The 20380-nt window shown below is 47.1% G+C and carries 19 protein-coding genes; 8 read left to right on the top strand and 11 right to left on the bottom strand.

The features are described from left to right. The first annotated feature begins 200 nt into the window (after positions 1-200). The 4 genes from AC3WQ3_RS19425 (at position 201) to AC3WQ3_RS19440 (ending at position 4688) form a co-directional block, all read left to right on the top strand. Positions 201-1010, top strand: coding sequence for a DUF92 domain-containing protein (locus AC3WQ3_RS19425; protein ID WP_095359220.1), 810 nt, complete (start codon positions 201-203; stop codon positions 1008-1010). Between the two features lie 13 nt (positions 1011-1023). Continuing rightward, a complete protein-coding gene (locus tag AC3WQ3_RS19430; protein ID WP_095288031.1) occupies positions 1024-1602 on the top strand; it encodes a TetR/AcrR family transcriptional regulator in 579 nt (192 codons plus the stop codon). A gap of 67 nt (positions 1603-1669) precedes the next feature. Beyond that, complete coding sequence (locus tag AC3WQ3_RS19435; protein WP_336779493.1) at positions 1670-3601, top strand: ABC-F family ATP-binding cassette domain-containing protein; 1932 nt, start codon at positions 1670-1672, stop codon at positions 3599-3601. Positions 3602-3749: 148 nt separating this feature from the next. After that, a complete protein-coding gene (locus AC3WQ3_RS19440) occupies positions 3750-4688 on the top strand; it encodes a hypothetical protein (RefSeq protein WP_336779494.1) in 939 nt (312 codons plus the stop codon). 106 nt (positions 4689-4794) lie between these two features. Here the strand turns inward: AC3WQ3_RS19440 and AC3WQ3_RS19445 are convergent, their stop codons facing one another. The 5 genes from AC3WQ3_RS19445 to AC3WQ3_RS19465 form a co-directional block, all read right to left on the bottom strand. After that, positions 4795-5835 (bottom strand): M42 family metallopeptidase, encoded by a 1041-nt coding sequence (locus AC3WQ3_RS19445; protein WP_336779495.1) that lies wholly within the window; start codon positions 5833-5835, stop codon positions 4795-4797. 100 nt (positions 5836-5935) lie between these two features. Next, positions 5936-6319 carry a LapA family protein gene (locus tag AC3WQ3_RS19450; RefSeq protein WP_127536453.1) on the bottom strand — a complete coding sequence of 128 codons (384 nt, stop codon included), beginning with the start codon at positions 6317-6319 and terminating at the stop codon, positions 5936-5938. A gap of 137 nt (positions 6320-6456) precedes the next feature. Then, positions 6457-8247: an oligoendopeptidase F gene (gene pepF, locus AC3WQ3_RS19455; RefSeq protein WP_239299158.1), complete on the bottom strand. Its 1791-nt coding sequence runs from the start codon at positions 8245-8247 to the stop codon at positions 6457-6459. A gap of 197 nt (positions 8248-8444) precedes the next feature. Beyond that, on the bottom strand, positions 8445-8630 hold the full coding sequence (locus AC3WQ3_RS19460) for a hypothetical protein (RefSeq protein ID WP_095288025.1): 186 nt from the start codon (positions 8628-8630) through the stop codon (positions 8445-8447). 3 nt (positions 8631-8633) lie between these two features. Continuing rightward, positions 8634-8867, bottom strand: a complete 234-nt coding sequence (locus AC3WQ3_RS19465) for a hypothetical protein (protein ID WP_095288024.1) — start codon at positions 8865-8867, stop codon at positions 8634-8636. A 163-nt stretch (positions 8868-9030) separates the two neighbouring features. On the opposite strand from AC3WQ3_RS19465, the gene AC3WQ3_RS19470 reads away from it, so the two are divergent. Then, positions 9031-9228, top strand: coding sequence for a cold shock domain-containing protein (locus AC3WQ3_RS19470; RefSeq protein ID WP_095288023.1), 198 nt, complete (start codon positions 9031-9033; stop codon positions 9226-9228). Positions 9229-9354: 126 nt separating this feature from the next. Here the strand turns inward: AC3WQ3_RS19470 and AC3WQ3_RS19475 are convergent, their stop codons facing one another. Both AC3WQ3_RS19475 and AC3WQ3_RS19480 read right to left on the bottom strand, forming a co-directional pair. Then, complete coding sequence (locus AC3WQ3_RS19475; RefSeq protein WP_154896019.1) at positions 9355-10533, bottom strand: MFS transporter; 1179 nt, start codon at positions 10531-10533, stop codon at positions 9355-9357. 35 nt (positions 10534-10568) lie between these two features. Continuing rightward, positions 10569-11909: a polysaccharide biosynthesis protein gene (locus tag AC3WQ3_RS19480; RefSeq protein WP_336779497.1), complete on the bottom strand. Its 1341-nt coding sequence runs from the start codon at positions 11907-11909 to the stop codon at positions 10569-10571. A 233-nt stretch (positions 11910-12142) separates the two neighbouring features. Here AC3WQ3_RS19480 and AC3WQ3_RS19485 point away from each other — a divergent pair, with 233 nt between their 5' ends. Further along, positions 12143-13168 carry a tetraprenyl-beta-curcumene synthase family protein gene (locus tag AC3WQ3_RS19485; RefSeq protein WP_095288097.1) on the top strand — a complete coding sequence of 342 codons (1026 nt, stop codon included), beginning with the start codon at positions 12143-12145 and terminating at the stop codon, positions 13166-13168. A gap of 54 nt (positions 13169-13222) precedes the next feature. Beyond that, a complete protein-coding gene (gene pfkA, locus AC3WQ3_RS19490; RefSeq protein ID WP_127536449.1) occupies positions 13223-14194 on the top strand; it encodes a 6-phosphofructokinase in 972 nt (323 codons plus the stop codon). A gap of 93 nt (positions 14195-14287) precedes the next feature. Here pfkA and AC3WQ3_RS19495 read toward each other — a convergent pair whose 3' ends face one another. From AC3WQ3_RS19495 to AC3WQ3_RS19510, 4 genes are all read right to left on the bottom strand, one after another. Further along, on the bottom strand, positions 14288-15652 hold the full coding sequence (locus AC3WQ3_RS19495; RefSeq protein ID WP_492473272.1) for an MATE family efflux transporter: 1365 nt from the start codon (positions 15650-15652) through the stop codon (positions 14288-14290). A gap of 181 nt (positions 15653-15833) precedes the next feature. Beyond that, a complete protein-coding gene (locus tag AC3WQ3_RS19500; RefSeq protein ID WP_127536448.1) occupies positions 15834-17015 on the bottom strand; it encodes a putative glycoside hydrolase in 1182 nt (393 codons plus the stop codon). A 162-nt stretch (positions 17016-17177) separates the two neighbouring features. After that, the gene (locus tag AC3WQ3_RS19505) at positions 17178-17366 is read right to left on the bottom strand and encodes a hypothetical protein (protein ID WP_170948057.1); all 189 of its coding nucleotides are present in this window, start codon (positions 17364-17366) and stop codon (positions 17178-17180) included. 174 nt (positions 17367-17540) lie between these two features. Beyond that, positions 17541-18362: a YitT family protein gene (locus AC3WQ3_RS19510; RefSeq protein ID WP_095288017.1), complete on the bottom strand. Its 822-nt coding sequence runs from the start codon at positions 18360-18362 to the stop codon at positions 17541-17543. 302 nt (positions 18363-18664) lie between these two features. Between AC3WQ3_RS19510 and cshA the strand changes: the two genes are divergently transcribed. Further along, positions 18665-20239 (top strand): degradosome RNA helicase CshA, encoded by a 1575-nt coding sequence (gene cshA, locus AC3WQ3_RS19515; RefSeq protein ID WP_336779500.1) that lies wholly within the window; start codon positions 18665-18667, stop codon positions 20237-20239. The last annotated feature ends 141 nt before the right edge of the window (positions 20240-20380 follow it).

The raw sequence follows: 20380 nt of genomic DNA on the forward strand, positions 1-20380 counted from the left end.
TTTAGTTGTAAAAGGGCAGTTTTCATCAATTATATTTCATCTAGCAGACCTGGTTCGCAGCTTTCTAAGCTGCCGGATCAGGTTTTTGTCATGCCTGCAACGGGAGTTTCGGCATTGGGCTCAAACCGTGGTATAATTGAATTTCAAAAATAACATAAACGTCATGTGGACCATAGATGCTGCCACATGCAGGAGAGATTATGGACTGGATTATCGGCGCCGTATGCGCTTTTATTGTGGCGGGTGCAGCCTACGCAAAGAAATCGCTAACCCTGTCCGGTTGCTTGGCAGCTGTGTTGATGGGAACGATCTATTACGGGGCAGGCAACCTGTTTTGGTTTGGCACACTGCTGTTGTTTTTCATAACTTCAACCTTGTTGTCCAAGTATCGTAAGGAACGCAAGCAGGAGCTGGAGAAATCGTATGCCAAGACAGGCAATCGGGATGCAGGGCAAGTGTTTGCCAACGGCGGAATGGGCATGCTTCTATGTTTGGGATACTGGATATTTCCACATCCGGCCTGGATCTATGCTTTCATTGGTGTAATGGCAACCGTAACATCCGATACCTGGGCTACCGAACTCGGAAGCTTGAGCCGTAAGCCGCCACGTTCTGTGGTGAGTTGGAGGGTGCTGACTCCGGGCGCTTCCGGTGGTGTGTCGTTGCTTGGGACAACAGCGGCGGCAATAGGCGGAGCATTAATTGGAGCAGGAGCATTTATCTTTTCTTGGATCGCGGACTTTGAAACGCTTGGATTTCTGAGCTGGACGTGTGTTGGTCTTGTAGGTGGACTGGCTGGAGCATTTGCCGATTCCTACCTTGGAGCAACAGTCCAGTTGATGTATCGCTGTACTGAATGCGGCCGTGAAGTTGAGGTCAGTGAACACTGTGGCCACAAGACCGTTCGCGCACGAGGCTGGACATGGATGAGCAACGATCTGGTCAACGTGCTGAGTTCGGTGATCGGAGGATGTGTGGCTATCGGTTTGGGTATTATTTTGGCGCTGTAGGGAGGGAGTGCAAGTGAGCACTGTGCAGGGAGACAAGTCGGAGGCTATTTTGGATGCGGCTTATGGTATTTTTGGATCAAAAGGATTTTATGAGACGAAAATGTCCGATATTGCTGAAGAAGCTGGCATTGCAAAAGGCACCATTTATTTATATTTCAAGAGCAAGGAACAACTATTCGTCGCTGTTTCCAAGCGGGACTGTAACAGTTTTATCAGCAGGCTTGATTATGCCTTGAAATCTCAGGAGAATACAGGTGAGAAGCTTGGCGCAATCGCCAAGACGCACCTGACTTATTATTACGAGCGGCGCAATCATACGAAGCTGTTTTTTATGGCACCTAATAACGATCCGGATCTTATGAAATTCATGAAGGCCTTTATGAATGAGTATATGAGCATGGTGTGTGAGGTGCTGAAAAGTGCAAGTGTACCTGAGCCTGTGCTTTTGGCAGAAGCCTATATCGGGATTTTGGATCGATTGAAGATGGATATTATGCTGAATCCGGAGTTCAATGAGGAAGATCTGAATAAACGGATTGCTTTTGCAGCGGCACTATTTCTGGACGGTTGTCGTTCTTTTTTACAAGTATAAGTATCATCATGAGCATGGAATCAAGAAACTGTTGAATCTCAATTTACAGAGAAGTGGGTAACGAGCAATGAACATAATGACGGTAGAGCAAATTTCAAAAAGCTATGGCGAAAAAATATTGTTCAAGGACGCCTCGTTTGGCATGGGCGACCAGGATAAGATCGGCGTCGTTGGCGTAAACGGAACGGGAAAGTCTACATTTCTGCGTGTAATTGCAGGCATGGAACCGGCTGATGAGGGACAGATTGCTATCGGAAATGATGTACGTATTCAGTTTCTGGCACAAAACCCCGATTTTAACCCTGACAACACCGTACTGCAGCAAGTATTCGAGGGCGATAGTCCAGAGATGAAAACAGTGCGTGAATACACGGAGACGATGGAACTGCTCGAATTGAATCCATCCGATCCTGCCTTGCAAGAGCGGTTATTGCGTCTGAATCAACAGATGGAGCAGCTTCAGACCTGGCAGATGGAAAGTGAAGCCAAAAGCATTCTGTCCAAACTGGGTATCCGTCAATTTGACGCGCTAATGGGAACATTGTCCGGGGGACAACGCAAGAGGGTGGCTTTAGCGTCTGCTCTGATTCATCCCTGCGAGCTTCTCATTCTGGATGAGCCGACGAACCATATCGATAATGATTCCGTCGTTTGGCTGGAGCAATACCTGCAAAAACGTCGTGGTGCACTCCTCATGATTACGCATGATCGCTACTTCCTGGATCGTGTGGCGAATGTGATGCTGGAGCTGGATCATGGGCGTTTGTTCCGTTATGAAGCAAACTACACCCGCTTCCTTGAACTCAAGGCAGAGCGGGAAGAGCGCGAATCAGCCTCAGAGCAAAAACGGCAAAACCTGCTCCGTACAGAGCTTGCCTGGATCCGTCGCGGGGCCAAGGCGCGGACCACGAAACAAAAAGCAAGAATTGACCGTTTCGAACAGCTGAAGGATCAACAGGGGCCGAATCGCTCTGGCTCTTTGGAGGTTTCGGTAGGCTCTACTCGTTTGGGCAAGAAGATTCTGGAGATAGAGCACTTATCCAAATCCGCAGGTGGACGCAAATTAATTGAGGACCTGAACTATATCGCCGTGCCTGGTGACCGGGTAGGTATCGTGGGTCCGAATGGCAGTGGTAAATCGACTCTGCTGCAGCTGATCTCAGGCAAATTGGAACCGGATGCTGGAGAAGTCGTCCTCGGTCCAACCGTTAACCTGGGCTATTTCACGCAAGAGCATCAGGAGATGAATGAATCTCTGCGTGTCATTGAATATATCAAGGAAGTGGCCGAGAATGTGCGGACGGCGGATGGATCCCTGATCACGGCAGCCCAGATGCTGGAGCGGTTTCTCTTTACTCCTGCGTCGCAGTGGACGCCAATCTCCCGTCTGTCAGGTGGGGAGAAACGTCGTCTATATCTGCTGCGTATATTGATGGCTGCGCCCAATGTATTGCTGCTGGATGAGCCAACGAACGATCTGGATATTCAGACGCTGGCGGTACTCGAAGATTACCTGGATGACTTCCCGGGTGTTGTTTTCGTTGTCTCCCATGATCGCTATTTCCTGGACCGTACAGTGGATAAAGTGCTGGCCTTCGAGGGCAATGGAGCCATCCGGGTACATGTTGGCGACTATAGTGAGTATGCTGAATGGATGCTGAAGAATGCACCGGGAGCTTCTCAGGTGGGCGATACTGGGTCAGCAGCGAAAAAAGCAAAAACAGATGAGGTTAAGCCTGCTGCATCTACGGCCAAGCCGAAGCTGAAGTTTAGCTTCAAGGAACAACGGGAGTATGATCAGATCGACGAGAATATTGAGAAAGCGGAGGCTAACCTTGCGCGGATCAACACGGCGATGGAGGAATCCTTCAGTGATTCAGCCCGTTTGCAGGAACTCATGGCAGAGCAGGCTGAAGCAGAGCGTCATCTGGAAGAACTGATGGAACGTTGGACGTTCCTGAATGAGCTTGCAGAGCAGATTGAGAAAAGCAAATCCTAATCGAAAAGTACAAATCGTCATCCTTTAAAATAGGGCTTAACGCCTTGTTATGAAGGATGGCGATTTTTTTATATGAAACGTTAGCCATATCCATTACGTTGTAAGTAGTAAGGAAATAATTCCAGTGAAAGGAGAGAACACCACATTTATGTACAAAGAATTGAATCAACAACTGGCTGTGCTCAAGGAAAAGGGGAGAATTTACGAGAAATGGAACAATCGCCTGGAGAAGTTGAACCAGGAAGAAGTCGAGTGGAAGGCAAAAGTACAGCGGCGCCTGGAGCATCTCCAGAAGGAGCAGAATGATGTGGACCGGCTGAATGGCATGACCTTATCTGCATTTTTCTATAACTTGATTGGCAAAAAGCAGGAGAAGCTGGAGAAGGAAGAACTCGAATTAATGGAGAGTAAGGCTGAGTATGATACAGCATGCCAAATGTTACAAGACATTCATGAGCAGAGGAAAGAAGTGCAGCGCGAACTAGATGAGCAGAGTAAATATCAATTCTGGGAAAATGATTACAAGGTACTGTGGGGCAAAAAGGAAAATCAACTGCTGGCGAATCACGATGAACTTAGGCAATTGGCAGAGGATCTGGAGCATTTACGCGGAGAAATGAAGGAACTTAAGGAGGCAGACCGGGAAGGGGAACGCCTGCTCAGTGCACTGGGCCGTGCGGGGGATGCGCTCAAGTCTGCAGGGAATTGGGGAGTATACGACATGATGGGCGGAGGCATGATATCCACTCATATCAAACGCGGTCGTATGGATGACGCTCAATCTGCCTTAACTGAAGCGGGAAGACATTTGAAGCGATTCCAGAAGGAGCTTGAAGATGTGAAAATGGCAGTACACGCTGATCTGGAACTTGGGGGATTATTATCCTTTGCAGATTATTTCTTCGATAATCTCTTCGTGGATTGGATGGTGCAAGACAAAATCCGAAAAGCCGAATCCCAGGTGGAGGATGGCCGTCTTACCGTCCGTCGTACATTACATGTGTTAAAAAATGAAATTCGTGATCATGAGAGAAAAGTAACCCAAATCGAGCAGCAATATCGTCAGTATGTGGAGCAGGCTGATTAAGGTAGATGTCCAGTTAGGAGAACATGATAGGGTAAAAAAAAGATGCCAGGCAGCGGTGTGATCTGTTGCTGGCATCTTCTTATTTTCCTGAAGTATATAAGGGTGATTACTTGGTTGTGATGTATGAAGCGAGCAGTCTGGCTGTATTCAGAACGGCATCCTTGTGCGTGCGCTCCATCGAATGGGAAGCATGTACCCCAGGGCCAATCAGTGCAGCACGAATGTTGTTTCCACCTCGCAAGGCAGCACTGCCATCTGAGCCGTATTGAGGATAAATATCAACGACATAATCGAGATTTGCTTGCTTGGCAAGTTCAATCAGGCGACTCGTCATGTCATAGTCATATGGACCAGAAGAGTCTTTGGCGCAGATGGATACATCCGTTTCTTTACAGCTGAGATCGTCACCCATTGCCCCCATATCTACGGCGATCAATTCACTGATCTCGGACGGGATATATGAGGCGCCATGTCCAACTTCTTCGTAATTCGAAATAAGCAGAGAGACGTTATGTAGAGGCTTCCAGCCTTCCCGATGAGCAGATTCCAAAATGCCGAAAAGGGCAGCCACGCTAGCTTTGTCATCCAGATGACGTGACTTGATATAACCGCTTGGCGTAATAACCGCACGTGCATCGAAAGAAATAAAGTCACCGACGCCGATACCGAGTTCAAGAACATCTTCCTTGGATGAAACCACTTCATCAATACGAACTTCCATATGGCTTTCCTTACGCTCAAAGGTGCGGGCATCCGGGTAGACATGAACCGAAGGGTGCAGGGAGAGAATCGTACCGGTATATGTTTTGCCATCCCGTGCGTGGATCGTGCAATACTCGTTTTCAATACTGTTCATGGTGAATCCACCCACAGAGGTTAGTTTGAGCGTACCGTAAGAAGTGATGGAACGTACCATCGCGCCTAGTGTATCCACATGTGCACTGAGTCCAATGGTCTTGGAGGCATCCAGCCCAGGCAAAGTGAGTACCGCTCCGCCTTTGTTATTTAATTCAAATGAAATATTCAATGATTGGGCTTCTTCCCGGATCATCTCGATAATATGGTGTGTGTAGCCGCTTGGACTCGGAGTATCCAGCAGCCTTTTCAGAAGGTCCAGGACGTAGGATTCATTAATTGTAAAATTCATATAGAGATTCCTCCTCATAATCGGTGTTCCCAAACAAGAATACAGCCTGTCTGGTCGAATGGGACATCCATTCCTTATGCCAGCAGGCTGCTTGTTCTTCTTACAACGAATCTGCAGAATTTCCTTTGCGCTGCTGACTCTGGATGGAATCCGTCTCAGCCAAGCGATCCGTTTCAGTTGTTTCGAAGGCTTCCATTGTCGCGGTGGAACCCGGTGAAGAATAGCTCGAAGCCGTGTTCTCCAATTCGGTTACACGCAATTTCAATTGCTTGTTCTCACGCTGCAATCGATACTGACGGAAAATGCCATAGGATCCGACAATGATTCCACCAATCAGGGTACAGCCCAGAATCAGCAAAATCAGGGGGATTTGAACCGTGTTAAACAGCAGGTTAACCTGCACGGAATCCACATTAATAACAGCGAAGATTCCGGTAAGAAGTGCAAAAACAAGACCTGCGATGAGGGTCCATTGCATTTTCATGGTGGTGCCTCCTTGTTGAACAATTCAGGAATACGAATGCATTACCCCAAAGAAGGCGCTGTGCATCTGGCTTGATTATAAAATCCCTTGCCCGAAATGGGCAAGGGATGCAGGTCGCATGTAACAGAGAGACAACTTTATTTAGTCAATTGTTCCATCTGTTCAATCAATTCTTTGAAGACACTCATGGCTTCGCGAATTGGCTGTGGAGAAGACATATCCACGCCTGCTTTTTTTAGAATATTGATGGAGTAGTCACTTCCACCACTCTTGAGGAAGCCAAGATAACGGTCTACCGCAGGCTGACCTTCTTCGAGAATCTGTTTGGAGAAGCTCGTTGCTGCAGAGAACCCGGTTGCGTATTTGTAAACGTAGAAGCTGTTGTAGAAATGGGGGATACGTGCCCATTCCATCTCAATATCCTTATCCACAGCCATGCTGTTTCCATGGTATTGGACATTGAGGTCGTAATAAATTTCAGACAGCAGCTGCGGTGTAAGGGCCTCGCCCTGTTCAGCACGCTCATGAATGATTTTCTCAAATTCGGCAAACATCGTTTGACGGAACACAGTTGTACGGAATTGATCTGCATAATAGGTCAACAGATACAGTTTTTCCTTCGGATCCGTGGATTTGTTAAGCAGGTAATCCATCAGCAATGCCTCATTGGTTGTGGATGCAACCTCTGCCAGGAAGATGGTGTACTGTGCATCCCGATACGGAAGGGTAGTATCCGAATAATAGGAATGCAGAGCATGACCCATTTCATGTGCCAGTGTAAACATGCTGTTCAGATTGTCTTTATGGTTAAGCAGGACGTATGGGTGTGTGCCGTATGCACCCCAGCTGTAAGCACCTGAACGTTTGTTTTCGTTCTCATATACGTCAATCCAGCGGTCATCATATCCAGCCTGCAATGCATTTCCATAATCCTCGCCCAGCGGTTTCAGGCCATCTTTGACGGTCTGTTTTGCTTCCTCATAAGTGATGTCCATTTTATACTCATCAACCAGAGGAGCAAACAAGTCATACATATGCAATTGATCCACACCGAGCAATTTTTTGCGCAGATCCATATAACGGTGCAGGAGCGGGAGGCTTTCATGAATGGTGTCCACCAGGTTGGTGTACACTTCCGTTGGAATGTTGTCACCATACAGTGACATTTCCATTACGGACGGGTACTTCCGGACATTTGCATAGAACATATTTTTGGTGACATTCGCATTCAGGGCTGCAGCGATCGTGTTCTTCTGTTTGGCGTACGTTTCATACACCGCTTTGAAGGCACGTTCGCGAACTTCGCGATTAGGGTTCTCCAGGAATTGAATGTAGCTTCCGTGGGTAAGCTCCACATCGTTGCCATGTTCATCCTTGATTTTCGGGAACTTGAGATCAGCATTATTCAGCATGCTGAAGATGGTTTGCGGAGCTTGGGACAAGTTGCCCACTTGTGCAAGCAGGGCTTCCTCCGTTTTGCTCAAGACATGCGCCTTCTCACGTTTCATCTCTTCCAGAGTGAACTTGAATGCAGACAGTTTCTCATCTGCAATGAAAGCATCCAGCTGATCATCCGGCAGGGAGAGAATTTCAGGCGTGACAAAGGAAAGAGCTTCCCCGACACGCACGCTCAGCTTTTGCGCTTTTTGGGACAGGTTTTGGTATGTAGGATTAGCTGTGTCTTCATCTTGGTGCATGCGTGCATACACAAAAAGGCGTTCAATTTTGAGACTTACCTCATCTTCGAGTTCAAAGCATGCCTTAAGAGATTCCGGCTTGTTCAGCTTGCCTTGAAATTCGGAGGCTTTCTTGGTCAGAGACGTTACTTCTTCGTATTCCTGATCCCAGGCTTTTTGATCGGCGAACAAATCTTCGAGTTTCCACGTATGTTCTGTTGGCACCTCGGAACGTTTCAATAATTGACTCATGGGAATCCTCCTTTGATGAAGTTGATGTATAGACCAATCTGCTCCCGTCTCGCTCGCTTGTGCGGAGAGAGACGAAGGAATCAGACTGAGTACTAGAATGACAAACAGTGATTTTCGATATTTCAACGGTCTTCCTCCTGACTATACGAGCAATTCGGTATAGTATGGCCTCGGACCGATTGAAATATTTGAGAGCACTAGGCTCCCATGTTGGCCAGGAAATAGACGATCAGGAAAAAAGCAAAACAGATAAGCAGTGTAGCTATAAGGGCCATTCCCCGTCGCAGTCGATCCGGAATGGAACTGCGTCCCAGAATCAGCACAACTCCCAGCGAAAAGGCGAGGATAATGAAGATGACAACATTGCTTGAGTCAAGCGTCATTCATTACACCTCTTTGAAAGCAGCCATCAGCTGACGCCATTCATCCTCGCGGTTCTCGAAATCGGCTTTTGGAAAACGGCGCTCAGCCCAGTGCATCAAGGCAGGGCGGCTGAGAAACGTGTGGCATTCTTCGCCCCATTCCTCTGAAATTTCACGGAGTACGAGGTATTTGCCTTGTACTTCTACTGTCATCATATTCCACTTGTCTCTTTTGTATATTTCATGTTTTTTAATCATAGATAGTCTCCAAACTTACGGTTTTGGTAAAATGATACCGTACCCTACGTTTCAAAGCAAATTTTTTCCGCATTTATTGAAAAGATAAATTGCAAAGTGGAAAGTCATACAGTATAATGAGGGTATTCGCCATAGATGGCGATATTTTTAGGAGGTTGTTCATTTGAAAGGTACAGTTAAATGGTTTAACGCAGAAAAAGGCTATGGCTTTATTTCAGTTGAAGGCGGCGAGGACGTATTCGTACATTTCTCCGCAATCCAAGGCGACGGCTTTAAAACATTGGAAGAAGGTCAAGCGGTAGAATTCGAAATCACTGATGGAAACCGTGGTCCTCAAGCAGCTAACGTAATTAAATTGTAAGATTTTTCCGTTCACCGGATTTCTTATAAATGATTGGCTTCTAGCTGAATATAAAGAACCCAAGCACAGTCCCCTACGGAGACTGTGCTTTTTTGTGTTCATTTTTATAAAAAGAGCGAGGTGTGCTCATTGTGCACGTTTGGTCATACTGGATAACAGCTTCAGGATGAAACCAAGAAGTGCAGCGAGTGAGAAGGCCATGGCAGTAAGATAGAAGACCTGTCTGCCTGCATGATCCAATATCAACCCGCCAAAGGTTCCGCTGAGCAGACCTGAGGCACTTGACCATACGATGGTGAACAGGGCCATACCTGTCGCACGATACGCATCGGGTACAAGGCGGGTAATATAGCGAACGGCTGTTACATAGAAAATGCCAAAGGTGACGCTGTGCATGGTTTGAATGGCGACAACAGCGGCAGGTGTATCCGATACAGACATCAGAAACAAACGAAGGGTATACATAAGGGCAGCAAAGGTGAGTAACGGAAGCTCCTTATACCGATTGCCATACTTGCTGAGCAGCAGGAATATAGGAATCTCGCTCACGGAAGAAATGAGCAGCGACCAGCCGATCAGGCCTTCACTGGCACCGAGATCCTTCAGCGTGATGGTGAGAAACGCTTCGTTCATTCGATGCCCCAATGCCAGCAGGAAGACACACCCGAAAAAGCTCAGCACATCTCTTCGTTTCAGGATTGCCCAGAGCCCGGATAGCTCCATTTTACTGCTGCTTCCAGAGGGTTCATTCTGATCCTGCAACCGGAAACCAATCAGAAGAGTAATGGCCGCAAGTGTAACGCACACCCACATCGTCCACCCGGGTCCAAAAGAACCAAGAAAATAACCAATGCTTAATGCAAAAAAAGCATAGCCAATGGAGCCGAAAACTCGAATGGACGTAAAATTTCGACCGTATTTGCTTGCAGTGGTAATTGCCATCGTATCGGCAAGCGGGTAGACCGGATAATAGAAAAAGTAAAATAACGTCACCAGGATAAATACTTGGCCAAAGGACGTCGCATTAGCGAGCATGACGCCTGTAATTAATTGTCCGCCGAGCAGAATGATCATGACTTTGCGAACCGTTTTGTAGCGGTCACTGGCCATACTCCAGAACATGTTGGAGAATACAGAGACAAGTGGACCTATACCGTACAAGTAGCCAATCTCGGCCCGGCTGAATCCCAGATGACTGAAGTAGAGCTGGAGATAGGATACCACCAGCACGGTCGAACCGAAAATTGTAAACATAAGTGCCCGCAGCCAGTTTTGATCCGGGCGGGCGTTGTGACTTAATTTCATGTTGAGAGACTCCATTCTTCATTACATTTCAATATTTAGCCTTTAAGTGAAGACGACTTGCGGGACGGTGGAGCAGACATGGAAGGTTCCTTCTGCGTGCGCCGGATGACGAGCCATACAATGATCAGTTCTGCCAGCAGACCGAGGGACTGGGCGACTGCACCAATCATGCCGTTCCAAGCTGGGAAGATGCTGACCAGAATGAGCAGGACGATCACGGTACAGATTGCATTGGCTGACTGGGAGCGGAACATCGTTTTGGTCTGTCCCCGCAGCAGGATTAGCCCATTGCTGAAATCAAGAAAAGGCGAAATCAGCGGAAATAGCACAAAGGCACGCAGTGTCCACAAACTTTGCTGCAGCAGGTTTCCCTGAACGCTCATTACATTTTCCAGTACCCATGGACCTAGAGGCGTATAGGCTATGGCTGCTGTCATGGCAAAAGGAATGAATCCGGTTACCAGTGCGAATTTTTTCACCAGTTTGGCATCAATCTCATAGAAATTAAGCACAATTTGATGGATGTAGGTGAAAAAGCTTAACATGAGCTGCATCAAACTGCTGGCTACAGCAAAAGAAGAGATGGCCAGTGCAATACCCGTTGTTTTGCCAAGCACGATATTAATGACAGGTCCGATGAACAAGGCGACAAAACTGGATAACAGCAGCGGTTTGTAGAAGCGGAAAACGTCTCCTTTGTTTTCGACAGGATGATCCTCCAGCTTGGCTGGCATGTTCCGCTTGATGCTGTTTCCCTCAAGAAAACTGACGAGCGCTTCAATCATCATACCTGCCGCAAAAATGATAGCGCCTACACGACCACTGTTAATACTGTCTGTATAGATGAAATACAAGGATAGGCCATACATGCCTCCAAGACGAAATAACATGCCTATCGTCAGCCATTTGGTCCGATTATTCGTAATGATAATGCCTTGATAGATATTGCGAATGACCGAGAAGATACTGACGTACATCAGGATTTCGTAGACATCGATTACTTTGGACAATAAATCGGGACTCACGCCGAACAGATATTTAAAAACCACTGTACCAATGGGAGAGTATACGATAAGGAATCCGATCAGCAGTACGCAGGCAAGAAATATTTTGGTGACGAAAGTGAGGGCCTGAAAGGACAGGCGGTCCCGTACCAGCGCAGAACAGGTTTGCCGCAGCAGTGTGGAGGGGCGTTCCGTAAGGGTCAGCAGGCTGCCTGCAATGGCGTAGCTGGCAATGACCGTCTCCGGATGGGCGGATCTGGCGAGTGTACTATTAATAATTACGTGAGAAATGGTAACCAAAGAGGCGGATATGCCGAGCGGTACAAAAAAAGCAAATAACCGTCTCCACGAGAGAGGCTCACTTGACATCATGTCAACGACTCCTTTGATGGATGAAATATGCTTAGTATATCACAAAGGCTAGTTGGCGGAAGCGATTTTTTCCCGTGATTATGCGGTAGATCATTTGTACAATTAAGGGGTTCATATTATAATGGGATTGGTTAAAAATCGCTCTAATACGTATTCAACCAAGTGGAGGCACATTTATTTTGAGCCAATCTAATCAAAGTCGACATCAATATCCGCGGGGACCGCTGGAATTGATGAGAAGGGTGTACAAGTACACCATTCCGGAAACGCGGAAAGAACTGGCTGAGTGGAGAGCTAAGGCTGAGAAAATTCCGAATGAGGAATTGCGCAATCAGGCTCTGGCTAGTCTCAAGGACAAACAGTTTCACTGTGAGGGTGGAACGGTTTATGCTTTGCCCGATATGCCTAAGAGGCACATCTTGATTCCGCTCATCGTTTCTTATCAAACCATAAGTGATTATTTGGACAATCTGTGCGACCGCAGCACATCGATGGACCCGAATGATTTTCGGCTTCTCCATCAATCCATGCTTGATGCGGTAGATCCCGAAGCAACACCGGTCAATTATTATGCGCTCCGTGAGGAGCAGGACGATGGTGGATACTTACGGAATCTGGTGACGACATGTCAGGAGCTCACACGTCAGCTGCCTGGATATGCGTCCGCCAAGCCTCAAATTCAGGATCTGGCAGGCCTATACACGGACCTGCAGGTATATAAGCACATCAAACCGGAACTGAGAGAAACGGCACTGCTCGAGTGGTGGGCAGAGCATCGCCACCGTACACCTCAGTTCCGTTGGAACGAATTTGCCGCCGCTACCGGCTCTACGCTGGGCGTATTCATGCTGTTTCTGGCTGCGAGTGATGATCAGCTGACTGAAGAGCAGGCGGCCTCAATCCATACTGCCTATTTTCCGCATGTATGCGCATTGCACATTATGCTCGATTATTTAATCGATCAGGATGAAGATCGTATCGGTGGAGATCTCAACTTCTGCAATTATTACGAAAATGTGGAGACGATGCTAGACCGCATTGCTTTTATTGTGGAGATGGCCCGCAGTGATGTGCAGAATATTCCGGGAAGTGCTTTTCACCGGATGATTATCGAAGGACTGCTTGCCATTTACCTGTCTGATCCCAAAGTCAGCGAACAGCAGGAAGTTCGCGCCATATCCAAGCGTTTGATGAAGAAGAGTCCAATGACCAGAGTTTTTTTCTTTATCTTCAGTCGCTGGATTCGCAAGCATATGTAAGTCAGGCGCATTGTTGCGGAAGCCTGAAGTGAAACTAGAGGAGGAAGAAACATCATGACAGCAGTAAAAAAAATCGCAGTTTTAACGAGCGGTGGTGACTCACAAGGAATGAACGCGGCTGTTCGTGCGGTCGTTCGCAGCGGACTGTTCCACGGTCTTGAAGTATACGGTGTTCAACGCGGGTACCAAGGTCTGTTGAACAACGATATATTCCCAATGGATCTGCGTAGTGTAGGTGACATCATTCAGCGCGGGGGAACGGTTCTGCAATCCGCCCGTTGCAAAGAGTTCTATACTGCTGAAGGCCAGCAAAAGGGAGCCGATATCCTTCGTGCACGCGGCATCGATGGTCTGGTTGTAATCGGTGGGGACGGCTCCTACAATGGTGCCAACAAACTAAGTAAACTCGGTATCAATACAATGGGGCTTCCGGGAACCATCGACAACGATATCTCGTTTACGGATTACACGATCGGGTTCGATACAGCAGTAAGTGTTGTGGTAGATGCAGTCAACAAACTGCGTGATACCATGTCTTCCCACGAACGTTCTTCCATCGTTGAAGTTATGGGCCGCCACTGTGGTGATATTGCGCTTCATGCCGGACTGGCTTCGGGTGCAGAAACGATTCTGGTGCCTGAAGTTCCATTTGATATGGATGAAGTGGCAGACCGGATGAAAGCCAACTTTGCACATGGCAAACGCCACAGTATCATTATCGTTGCCGAAGGTGTTGGCAAGGGTGAAGATGTGGCCAAAGAACTGATGGAACGCTGTCCGACATATGAGCCGCGTGTAACCGTACTGGGTCACATTCAACGTGGCGGTACGCCGACTCCGTTTGACCGCAACCTTGCCAGCCGTCTGGGAGACTTTGCTGTGCGCAGCCTGATCGCGGGAGAGACCGACAAGGGGTGTGGCATTATCAAAGGTGAGCTTGTTCTGACAGACATCGATAAAGTCGTTAACACCAAAAAGGATTTCGATATGAACACTTACGAGCTTGCACAACGTTTATCTCAATAAACAACAAGCAAAAGAGCACAGCGCCGTCTAAACGGGCTGTGCTCTTTTTTGTATGAATCAGCATTATGATCTGTTTGCGTTATATCGATCGGTTTATCGGGATTGCTCGATCATGCGGATGGCCGCTTTTCGCTGAACCAGGAATAGCCTCCATAGTAGTGCTGTAGCACCGACCGCGAGGCCGGCAATCAAGCCAATCCAGTATCCAAAAGCGCCAAGCGTTGTATACGTAGCTGTAATGTATCCCACTGGAAGGCCAATGATCCAATAAGCCACAAACGTAATGATCAGTGCAGGATTAACGTCTTTGTATCCCCGAAGAGCACCCTGAGTCGGTGTTGCAATGGCATCTGAAATTTGAAAGAAGATGGCGTATATCAGGAAATGCTGAGTCAACGCAATGACTTCTTGCTCGTTTGAATACAGTCCTGCAATTTGTTCCCCGAACACGAGCAATACGACTGCAGTGAGCAGCGAGAGTACAATAGCTCCGCCGATGCCAAGCAGGCTGTACTGTTTGGCATCCTTTAAACGTCCTGCACCCGCCTCATAACCGACCAGAATGGTGAGGGCCATACATATGCTCACTGGCAGCATGTACAGCGTAGAGGCGAAATTAAGAGCGGCCTGATGCGCAGCAATCGTGATGGTATCAAATCGGCTCATCATTAATGTAACGGCTGCAAAGATTGACGTTTCAAAAAAAGTAGCGAATCCGATGGGTACCCCGATTTTGAGCAATTCTTTCCATTTGCCCAGCGATATGCCGGAGAGATGGCGGAACACGCCATACTGGGCGAAGGGTTCAATCCGGTGAACAAAGAAGATGCTGATCAAAAAAATGATCCAGTATGTACACGCGGTAGCGACGCCTGCGCCTACACCTCCCAGCTGGGGGAAACCCCAACGTCCGAAGATGAGCAGATAATTCAGCAAAATATTAACCGGAAGTGACACTAACGTAATTAACATGGTTATTCGTGTCTGTCCAAGTGCATCCATAAAACTGCGCAGCACGGTATATCCGAACAGTGGAATGATGCCAAAAGCCAGTGCGCTTAAGAAATAAAAAGCTACCCGTGCAACCCGTGGCTCCAGAGGCATCCCGTTCAGAATTGGGGTAAGTACCACGGCTCCGATGGCCAGAACGGCTAGGCTCACCGCGATGCCCAGATATAGTGCCTGGATCACGCTGTGGCCGATCTGATCATTGCGCTTGGAACCCAGCAGATGGGATACCACGGGGGTGATTCCGATAAGAATACCGCTAAGCCCGGTTTGTACCGGCATCCACAGACTCGTGCCAATAGCTACACCAGCGAGATCCGCAGGGGAAAACTTGCCTGACATATTGGTGTCGAAGAAAGACATGGCAGACAGGGCAATTTGTGTTGTGAATATCGGTAGAAATATGATCAGGAATTGCTTTACTTTTTGCGAAAAACGGGTGGTTGTCATGTTCACTTGAAAGTGCCTCGCTATTCATAATAATGATCATCAAACTATCATACGACAGCTATTCATTGTAGTGGATTTTGCTGAATTTGAACAGGGAAAGGCCGGAATTACGTGGCGAAAATAATAAAAATCCCGCTCCGCGTGAGCGGAACGGGAAGATGATAATTAAGGGAAGAGTGCTTTACTTATAGTTCACACCTGAGGTATAACGATTGGACGCATTCCAGAGCAGATACTCATCCACATCCATGTCTTTCATTGCACGAATCTGGTCTTCGACTTGCTTTTTGCCGTATTTGATGTAGTGTCCACTGCCGAGCCAGCTGGCCGTAAAGTCCTGAATCCAAGGCCGAATTACCGGTTTAAGATCCTTGGTTGGGTCGAGTTTCTTATGTGTATCCTCCATGGAGCCTTTGATCGTTGTGTAAGGGTCCTTGTCAGGATCCTTTACGCCATACCATCCGGTAGAGTAGTGACTTGGATAGACCATTGGTGAGATCACGTCCACATTTTCGGAGATTTTAACAAAGTCCTGACCGATTCCTTCTGCTGCGGGTACAGAGGCCGCATAGCCGAAAATATCAACCGAAACCCGGACACCCAGAGGCGCAAGCTCCTTGCGGGCGTATTGAACAAATTCCGCAACAACATCGACCCGCGATTTGTCGGTTTTGGTGTATTTTAATATATCGGCACGGTTCTCGAAGCCTTCTGGGAAACGCACATAGTCAAATTGAATTTCCTTGAATCCTAGCTTGGCGGCTTCCTTGGCGATTTCAATATTATAGTCCCAAACTTCCTTGCTGTACGGATTAACGAAACTGTCGCCTTTGCCATTGGCCCATACCGATCCGTCCTTGTTTCGGAAGGAAAGCTCCGGATTTTTCTTGGCAAGGATCGTATCTTTGAATACAACGACCCGTGCAATTGGGTAGACCTCGTGTTTTTGCAGTCGTTTCATCAAGGCGTCAATATCCCGGATAAACGGTTGGGATTTGCCCATTTTCTGTAACGATTGGTTCTCTGTAGGGTAGGTTATGTATCCGAGGTCGTCCTTGATATCAATGACCATGGAGTTAAGCTCTGTATTATCAATCAGATCGAGCAGCTCCTTCATCCGGGCTCCGCCGGCACTGTAAGCCGTAACATAAATTCCTTTGACAACTGGAGCATCCGGCTGAGGGTCAATTTTGGCAGGCGGATTATCCGCATCAATGACGACTTGATCCTTTTGGGATTGAATAATGGCGGTGTTAAAACTATTTGTTAACGATTGAAGCTGCTGGTCACCCTGATCTGCTGTTGCCGATACTCCACTGAAGCTTCCCAAGGCCATGGCCAGTAAAGCCCAAAACGTATTCATTTTATTCCCACTCCCTTTATGTACATTCCATGATTGAATTATATAACAAAGCCTCTGGGCTTTTAACCATATTAATCAAGTGATGAAACATTCCGGAAAAAATGAAAACCGCTTCCTGCGAGGAGAACCTCCCAAGAAGCGGCGTGATTAATCAAAAAAATATTATTGAATGTAGATGTCGTTCTGATGCTCACAAATACTGTACTGAATGATTTCCATTGCGTCTCCCTGCTCCAGAATGCCCAGCCCATCCCGGAGAACAATAAGTGAATCGAGCTCATTCGGTTTCAAGAAAGGGAGCATTTCCGGGCACCATCTGTTGACGATTTCAAACAGTTTTACCGTTTCCATATCCACAATAATCACCCTTTCCTACTCGAATTCCAAAATGGTAAGTCATTCGGGGCGAATCGGAAAAGCATATGGCCTGTGAAAGTGAAGGGCAGATCCTGCTATACATCATATTTAGGAGCCGTGCACAATTATTATACCACAATTATATAAATTGTTAACCGTACATGTGTCTCAACTTCGGCGGAAAGAACCCATGACACCGACTGTCTCAACGATATTGACGAACGCATTTGGATCGGTTTCCTTGATGATGCGTTTAATCTCAACCAGCTCATAACGAGTAGTCACTGTCATTAACATGTCCTTTTCAATGTCGGTGTATGCTCCCTGAGTTTTGATCTTAGTGACACCACGGGGACGAACCAGCAATTTCTTCAACATGGCTTCCGTCTCGTTCGTGATAATGTACAATGTCACCTTGACATGGCTGATATGGATCAGATCAAGCACCTTACCTGTAATGTAGATCGAAACCATGGAGGCGAGAGCAATATTCCAGTCATTGTTCAGATAACCAGCGAGCATAATAATAGCTCCATTCATACCCGCCATAACGGTACCAATGGGGAAATCCCGGTAACGCGTGAAGATGGAACCCACAATGTCGAGTCCTCCTGTAGAACCGCCTACACGGAAGGAGATGCCTGTACCAAGACCTACGAGCACGCCGCCAAACACACAGCTGAGCAGAGGGTCTGTTGCCACGACAAAAACAGGCAGCAATCCAATAAACCAGGATGTGGCAGCTACCGACACGATGCTTAATATAATAAATCGTCGTCCAAGAATAAACCAACCTGCGACCAGCAGAGGAATGTTGAGAACAAAGTACATTATACTAAGATTCAAACTTGTAAAATAACCAAGAAGCATGGAAATACCGGATACCCCGCCGCTTAGCAGCTGATGGGGAACCAAAAACCAGTTGAAGCCACAGGCAATAGCTGCAGCACCCAATATGATCACTAAAGAGTGCCATATTATTTTGGGCAATTTAATCACCTCATTTATATTTAAAACCAGATTGCTGGTAATCTTGAATTGTTTTGTGATATAATGATTTGTGGATATTCTTGAGTAGGGAACTTTTTCCAAATGGAACGATAAAATTTGAAATGTTTCAAACACATGTATGTAGTTTTAGTCTTATGTTGGGGACCCATTCACGAATTATGTTGATAATGAAAATAATTTGCCCATATGGGATACCCTATAAATATTAACGCTACTTAAGAATACAGACAACAAAGTGGATTGTCCACCATGTCCACCCTATAGAAGGAGTATGAATAATTTTGACAAATTTAAATTTCGTAGATTTCAATCTTGAACCACTGGTGCTGCAAGCCATCACCGAACTCGGGTTTGAAGAGGCGACGCCGATTCAATCCAAATCGATCCCTATTGCGCTAGAAGGCAGAGATTTGATCGGCCAAGCTCAAACAGGTACCGGTAAAACAGCTGCATTCGGTATTCCGCTGATCAGCAAAATCTCCAAAAGTGACGAAAAAATCCGCGCCCTCATTATGGCACCTACACGTGAACTTGCGATCCAAGTTGCCGAAGAGATCGAAAAACTTACCCGCTTCAAAGGTTTGCGCTCCCTGCCAATTTACGGAGGACAAGATATCGTTCGTCAAATCCGTGCACTGAAAAGAAAACCACAGATTATCATCGGTACACCTGGACGTCTCCTGGATCACATCAACCGCAAAACGATTAAACTTGAAGATGTACAAACTGTTGTATTGGATGAAGCAGATGAAATGCTCGACATGGGCTTCATGGAGGATATCCAATCCATCCTGAAACAAGTCCCTGCGGATCGTCAAACGATGCTCTTCTCAGCAACAATGCCTCCTAACATTCAAAAATTGGCTCAGCAATTCCTGACCAATCCTGAGCACGTGTCTGTTATCCCGAAACAAGTTAGCGCACCTTTGATTGACCAAGCGTACATTGAAGTGCCAGAGCGTCAAAAATTCGAAGCGCTTAGCCGTTTGCTTGATATGGAATCTCCAGAACTCGCAATCGTATTCGGTCGTACAAAACGTCGTGTTGACGAATTGGCTGAAGCATTGCAAAAACGTGGATATTCAGCTGACGGTCTCCATGGTGACCTGTCCCAGAACCAACGTGATACGGTAATGCGTAAATTCCGTGATGGAAGCATTGATGTACTCGTAGCAACAGACGTGGCTGCACGTGGTCTCGACGTATCTGGCGTAACACACGTTGTGAACTTTGACCTTCCGCAAGATCCGGAAAGCTACGTTCACCGTATCGGTCGTACTGGACGTGCTGGTAAAGAGGGTGCTGCCTGGTCCTTTGTTACACCGCGTGAGATTGATCACCTGCACTTTATTGAACGTGTAACTCGTCACCGTATCCCTCGTAAGCCTCTGCCAACATTGGCTGAAGCAGTAGAAGGAAAACAACGTTTGACAGCTGAACGTTTGCTCGAAATCGTACAAAATGGTGAACTGAACGAATACAAAGGTATCGCTATCCAATTGCTTGAGCAATACGATTCTGTTCAACTGTTGTCAGCTTCCCTGAAGCTCCTTACAGGCGACAAAAAAGATGCTCAAGTTGATCTGACTCCTGAAGATCCGATCCGTGCGAAACGTCGTAAACCAGATGTTCGCTCTGGCGGACGTAAGCCATCAGGTTACAGCGGCAACCGCAGCGGTGGCGGCGGTGGCTACAACCGTGACCGCAACAGCAGTGGTGGCGGACGTGGAGGATACAATCGCGATCGCAACAGTAGTGGCGGTGGAAGCAGAGAAGGTGGTTACAACCGTGACCGCAAACCACGTCCAAGCAACAACGAAGGACGTCGTCCTGCGAAAGATTCCTCTTTTGAATAATATGCAAGATTGATTTAAGAAATGGGGCAGGCAGCTGCTCCATTTTTTTTTATGTCTCAAATTGCCTGAATCCGTTACGCTGTAGAACCCATAACAAGCAGGGTTGCTGATCTGTTTTCGGGAAGTACTGGCTTTTCCTAT

Source organism: Paenibacillus sp. FW104-T2 (genome assembly GCF_058789975.1).

Coding starts and splice junctions, on each gene's coding strand:
- AC3WQ3_RS19435 (WP_336779493.1), top strand. CDS start 1,670: ATGAACATAATGACGGTAGAGCAAATTTCAAAAAGCTATGGCGAAAAA.
- AC3WQ3_RS19460 (WP_095288025.1), bottom strand. CDS start 8,630: ATGACGCTTGACTCAAGCAATGTTGTCATCTTCATTATCCTCGCCTTT.
- pfkA (WP_127536449.1), top strand. CDS start 13,223: ATGACAGCAGTAAAAAAAATCGCAGTTTTAACGAGCGGTGGTGACTCA.
- pepF (WP_239299158.1), bottom strand. CDS start 8,247: ATGAGTCAATTATTGAAACGTTCCGAGGTGCCAACAGAACATACGTGG.
- AC3WQ3_RS19485 (WP_095288097.1), top strand. CDS start 12,143: ATGAGAAGGGTGTACAAGTACACCATTCCGGAAACGCGGAAAGAACTG.
- AC3WQ3_RS19505 (WP_170948057.1), bottom strand. CDS start 17,366: ATGGAAACGGTAAAACTGTTTGAAATCGTCAACAGATGGTGCCCGGAA.
- AC3WQ3_RS19465 (WP_095288024.1), bottom strand. CDS start 8,867: ATGATTAAAAAACATGAAATATACAAAAGAGACAAGTGGAATATGATG.
- AC3WQ3_RS19495 (WP_492473272.1), bottom strand. CDS start 15,652: ATGACAACCACCCGTTTTTCGCAAAAAGTAAAGCAATTCCTGATCATA.
- AC3WQ3_RS19445 (WP_336779495.1), bottom strand. CDS start 5,835: ATGAATTTTACAATTAATGAATCCTACGTCCTGGACCTTCTGAAAAGG.
- AC3WQ3_RS19500 (WP_127536448.1), bottom strand. CDS start 17,015: ATGAATACGTTTTGGGCTTTACTGGCCATGGCCTTGGGAAGCTTCAGT.
- AC3WQ3_RS19440 (WP_336779494.1), top strand. CDS start 3,750: ATGTACAAAGAATTGAATCAACAACTGGCTGTGCTCAAGGAAAAGGGG.
- AC3WQ3_RS19450 (WP_127536453.1), bottom strand. CDS start 6,319: ATGAAAATGCAATGGACCCTCATCGCAGGTCTTGTTTTTGCACTTCTT.
- AC3WQ3_RS19475 (WP_154896019.1), bottom strand. CDS start 10,533: ATGAAATTAAGTCACAACGCCCGCCCGGATCAAAACTGGCTGCGGGCA.
- AC3WQ3_RS19480 (WP_336779497.1), bottom strand. CDS start 11,909: ATGATGTCAAGTGAGCCTCTCTCGTGGAGACGGTTATTTGCTTTTTTT.
- AC3WQ3_RS19425 (WP_095359220.1), top strand. CDS start 201: ATGGACTGGATTATCGGCGCCGTATGCGCTTTTATTGTGGCGGGTGCA.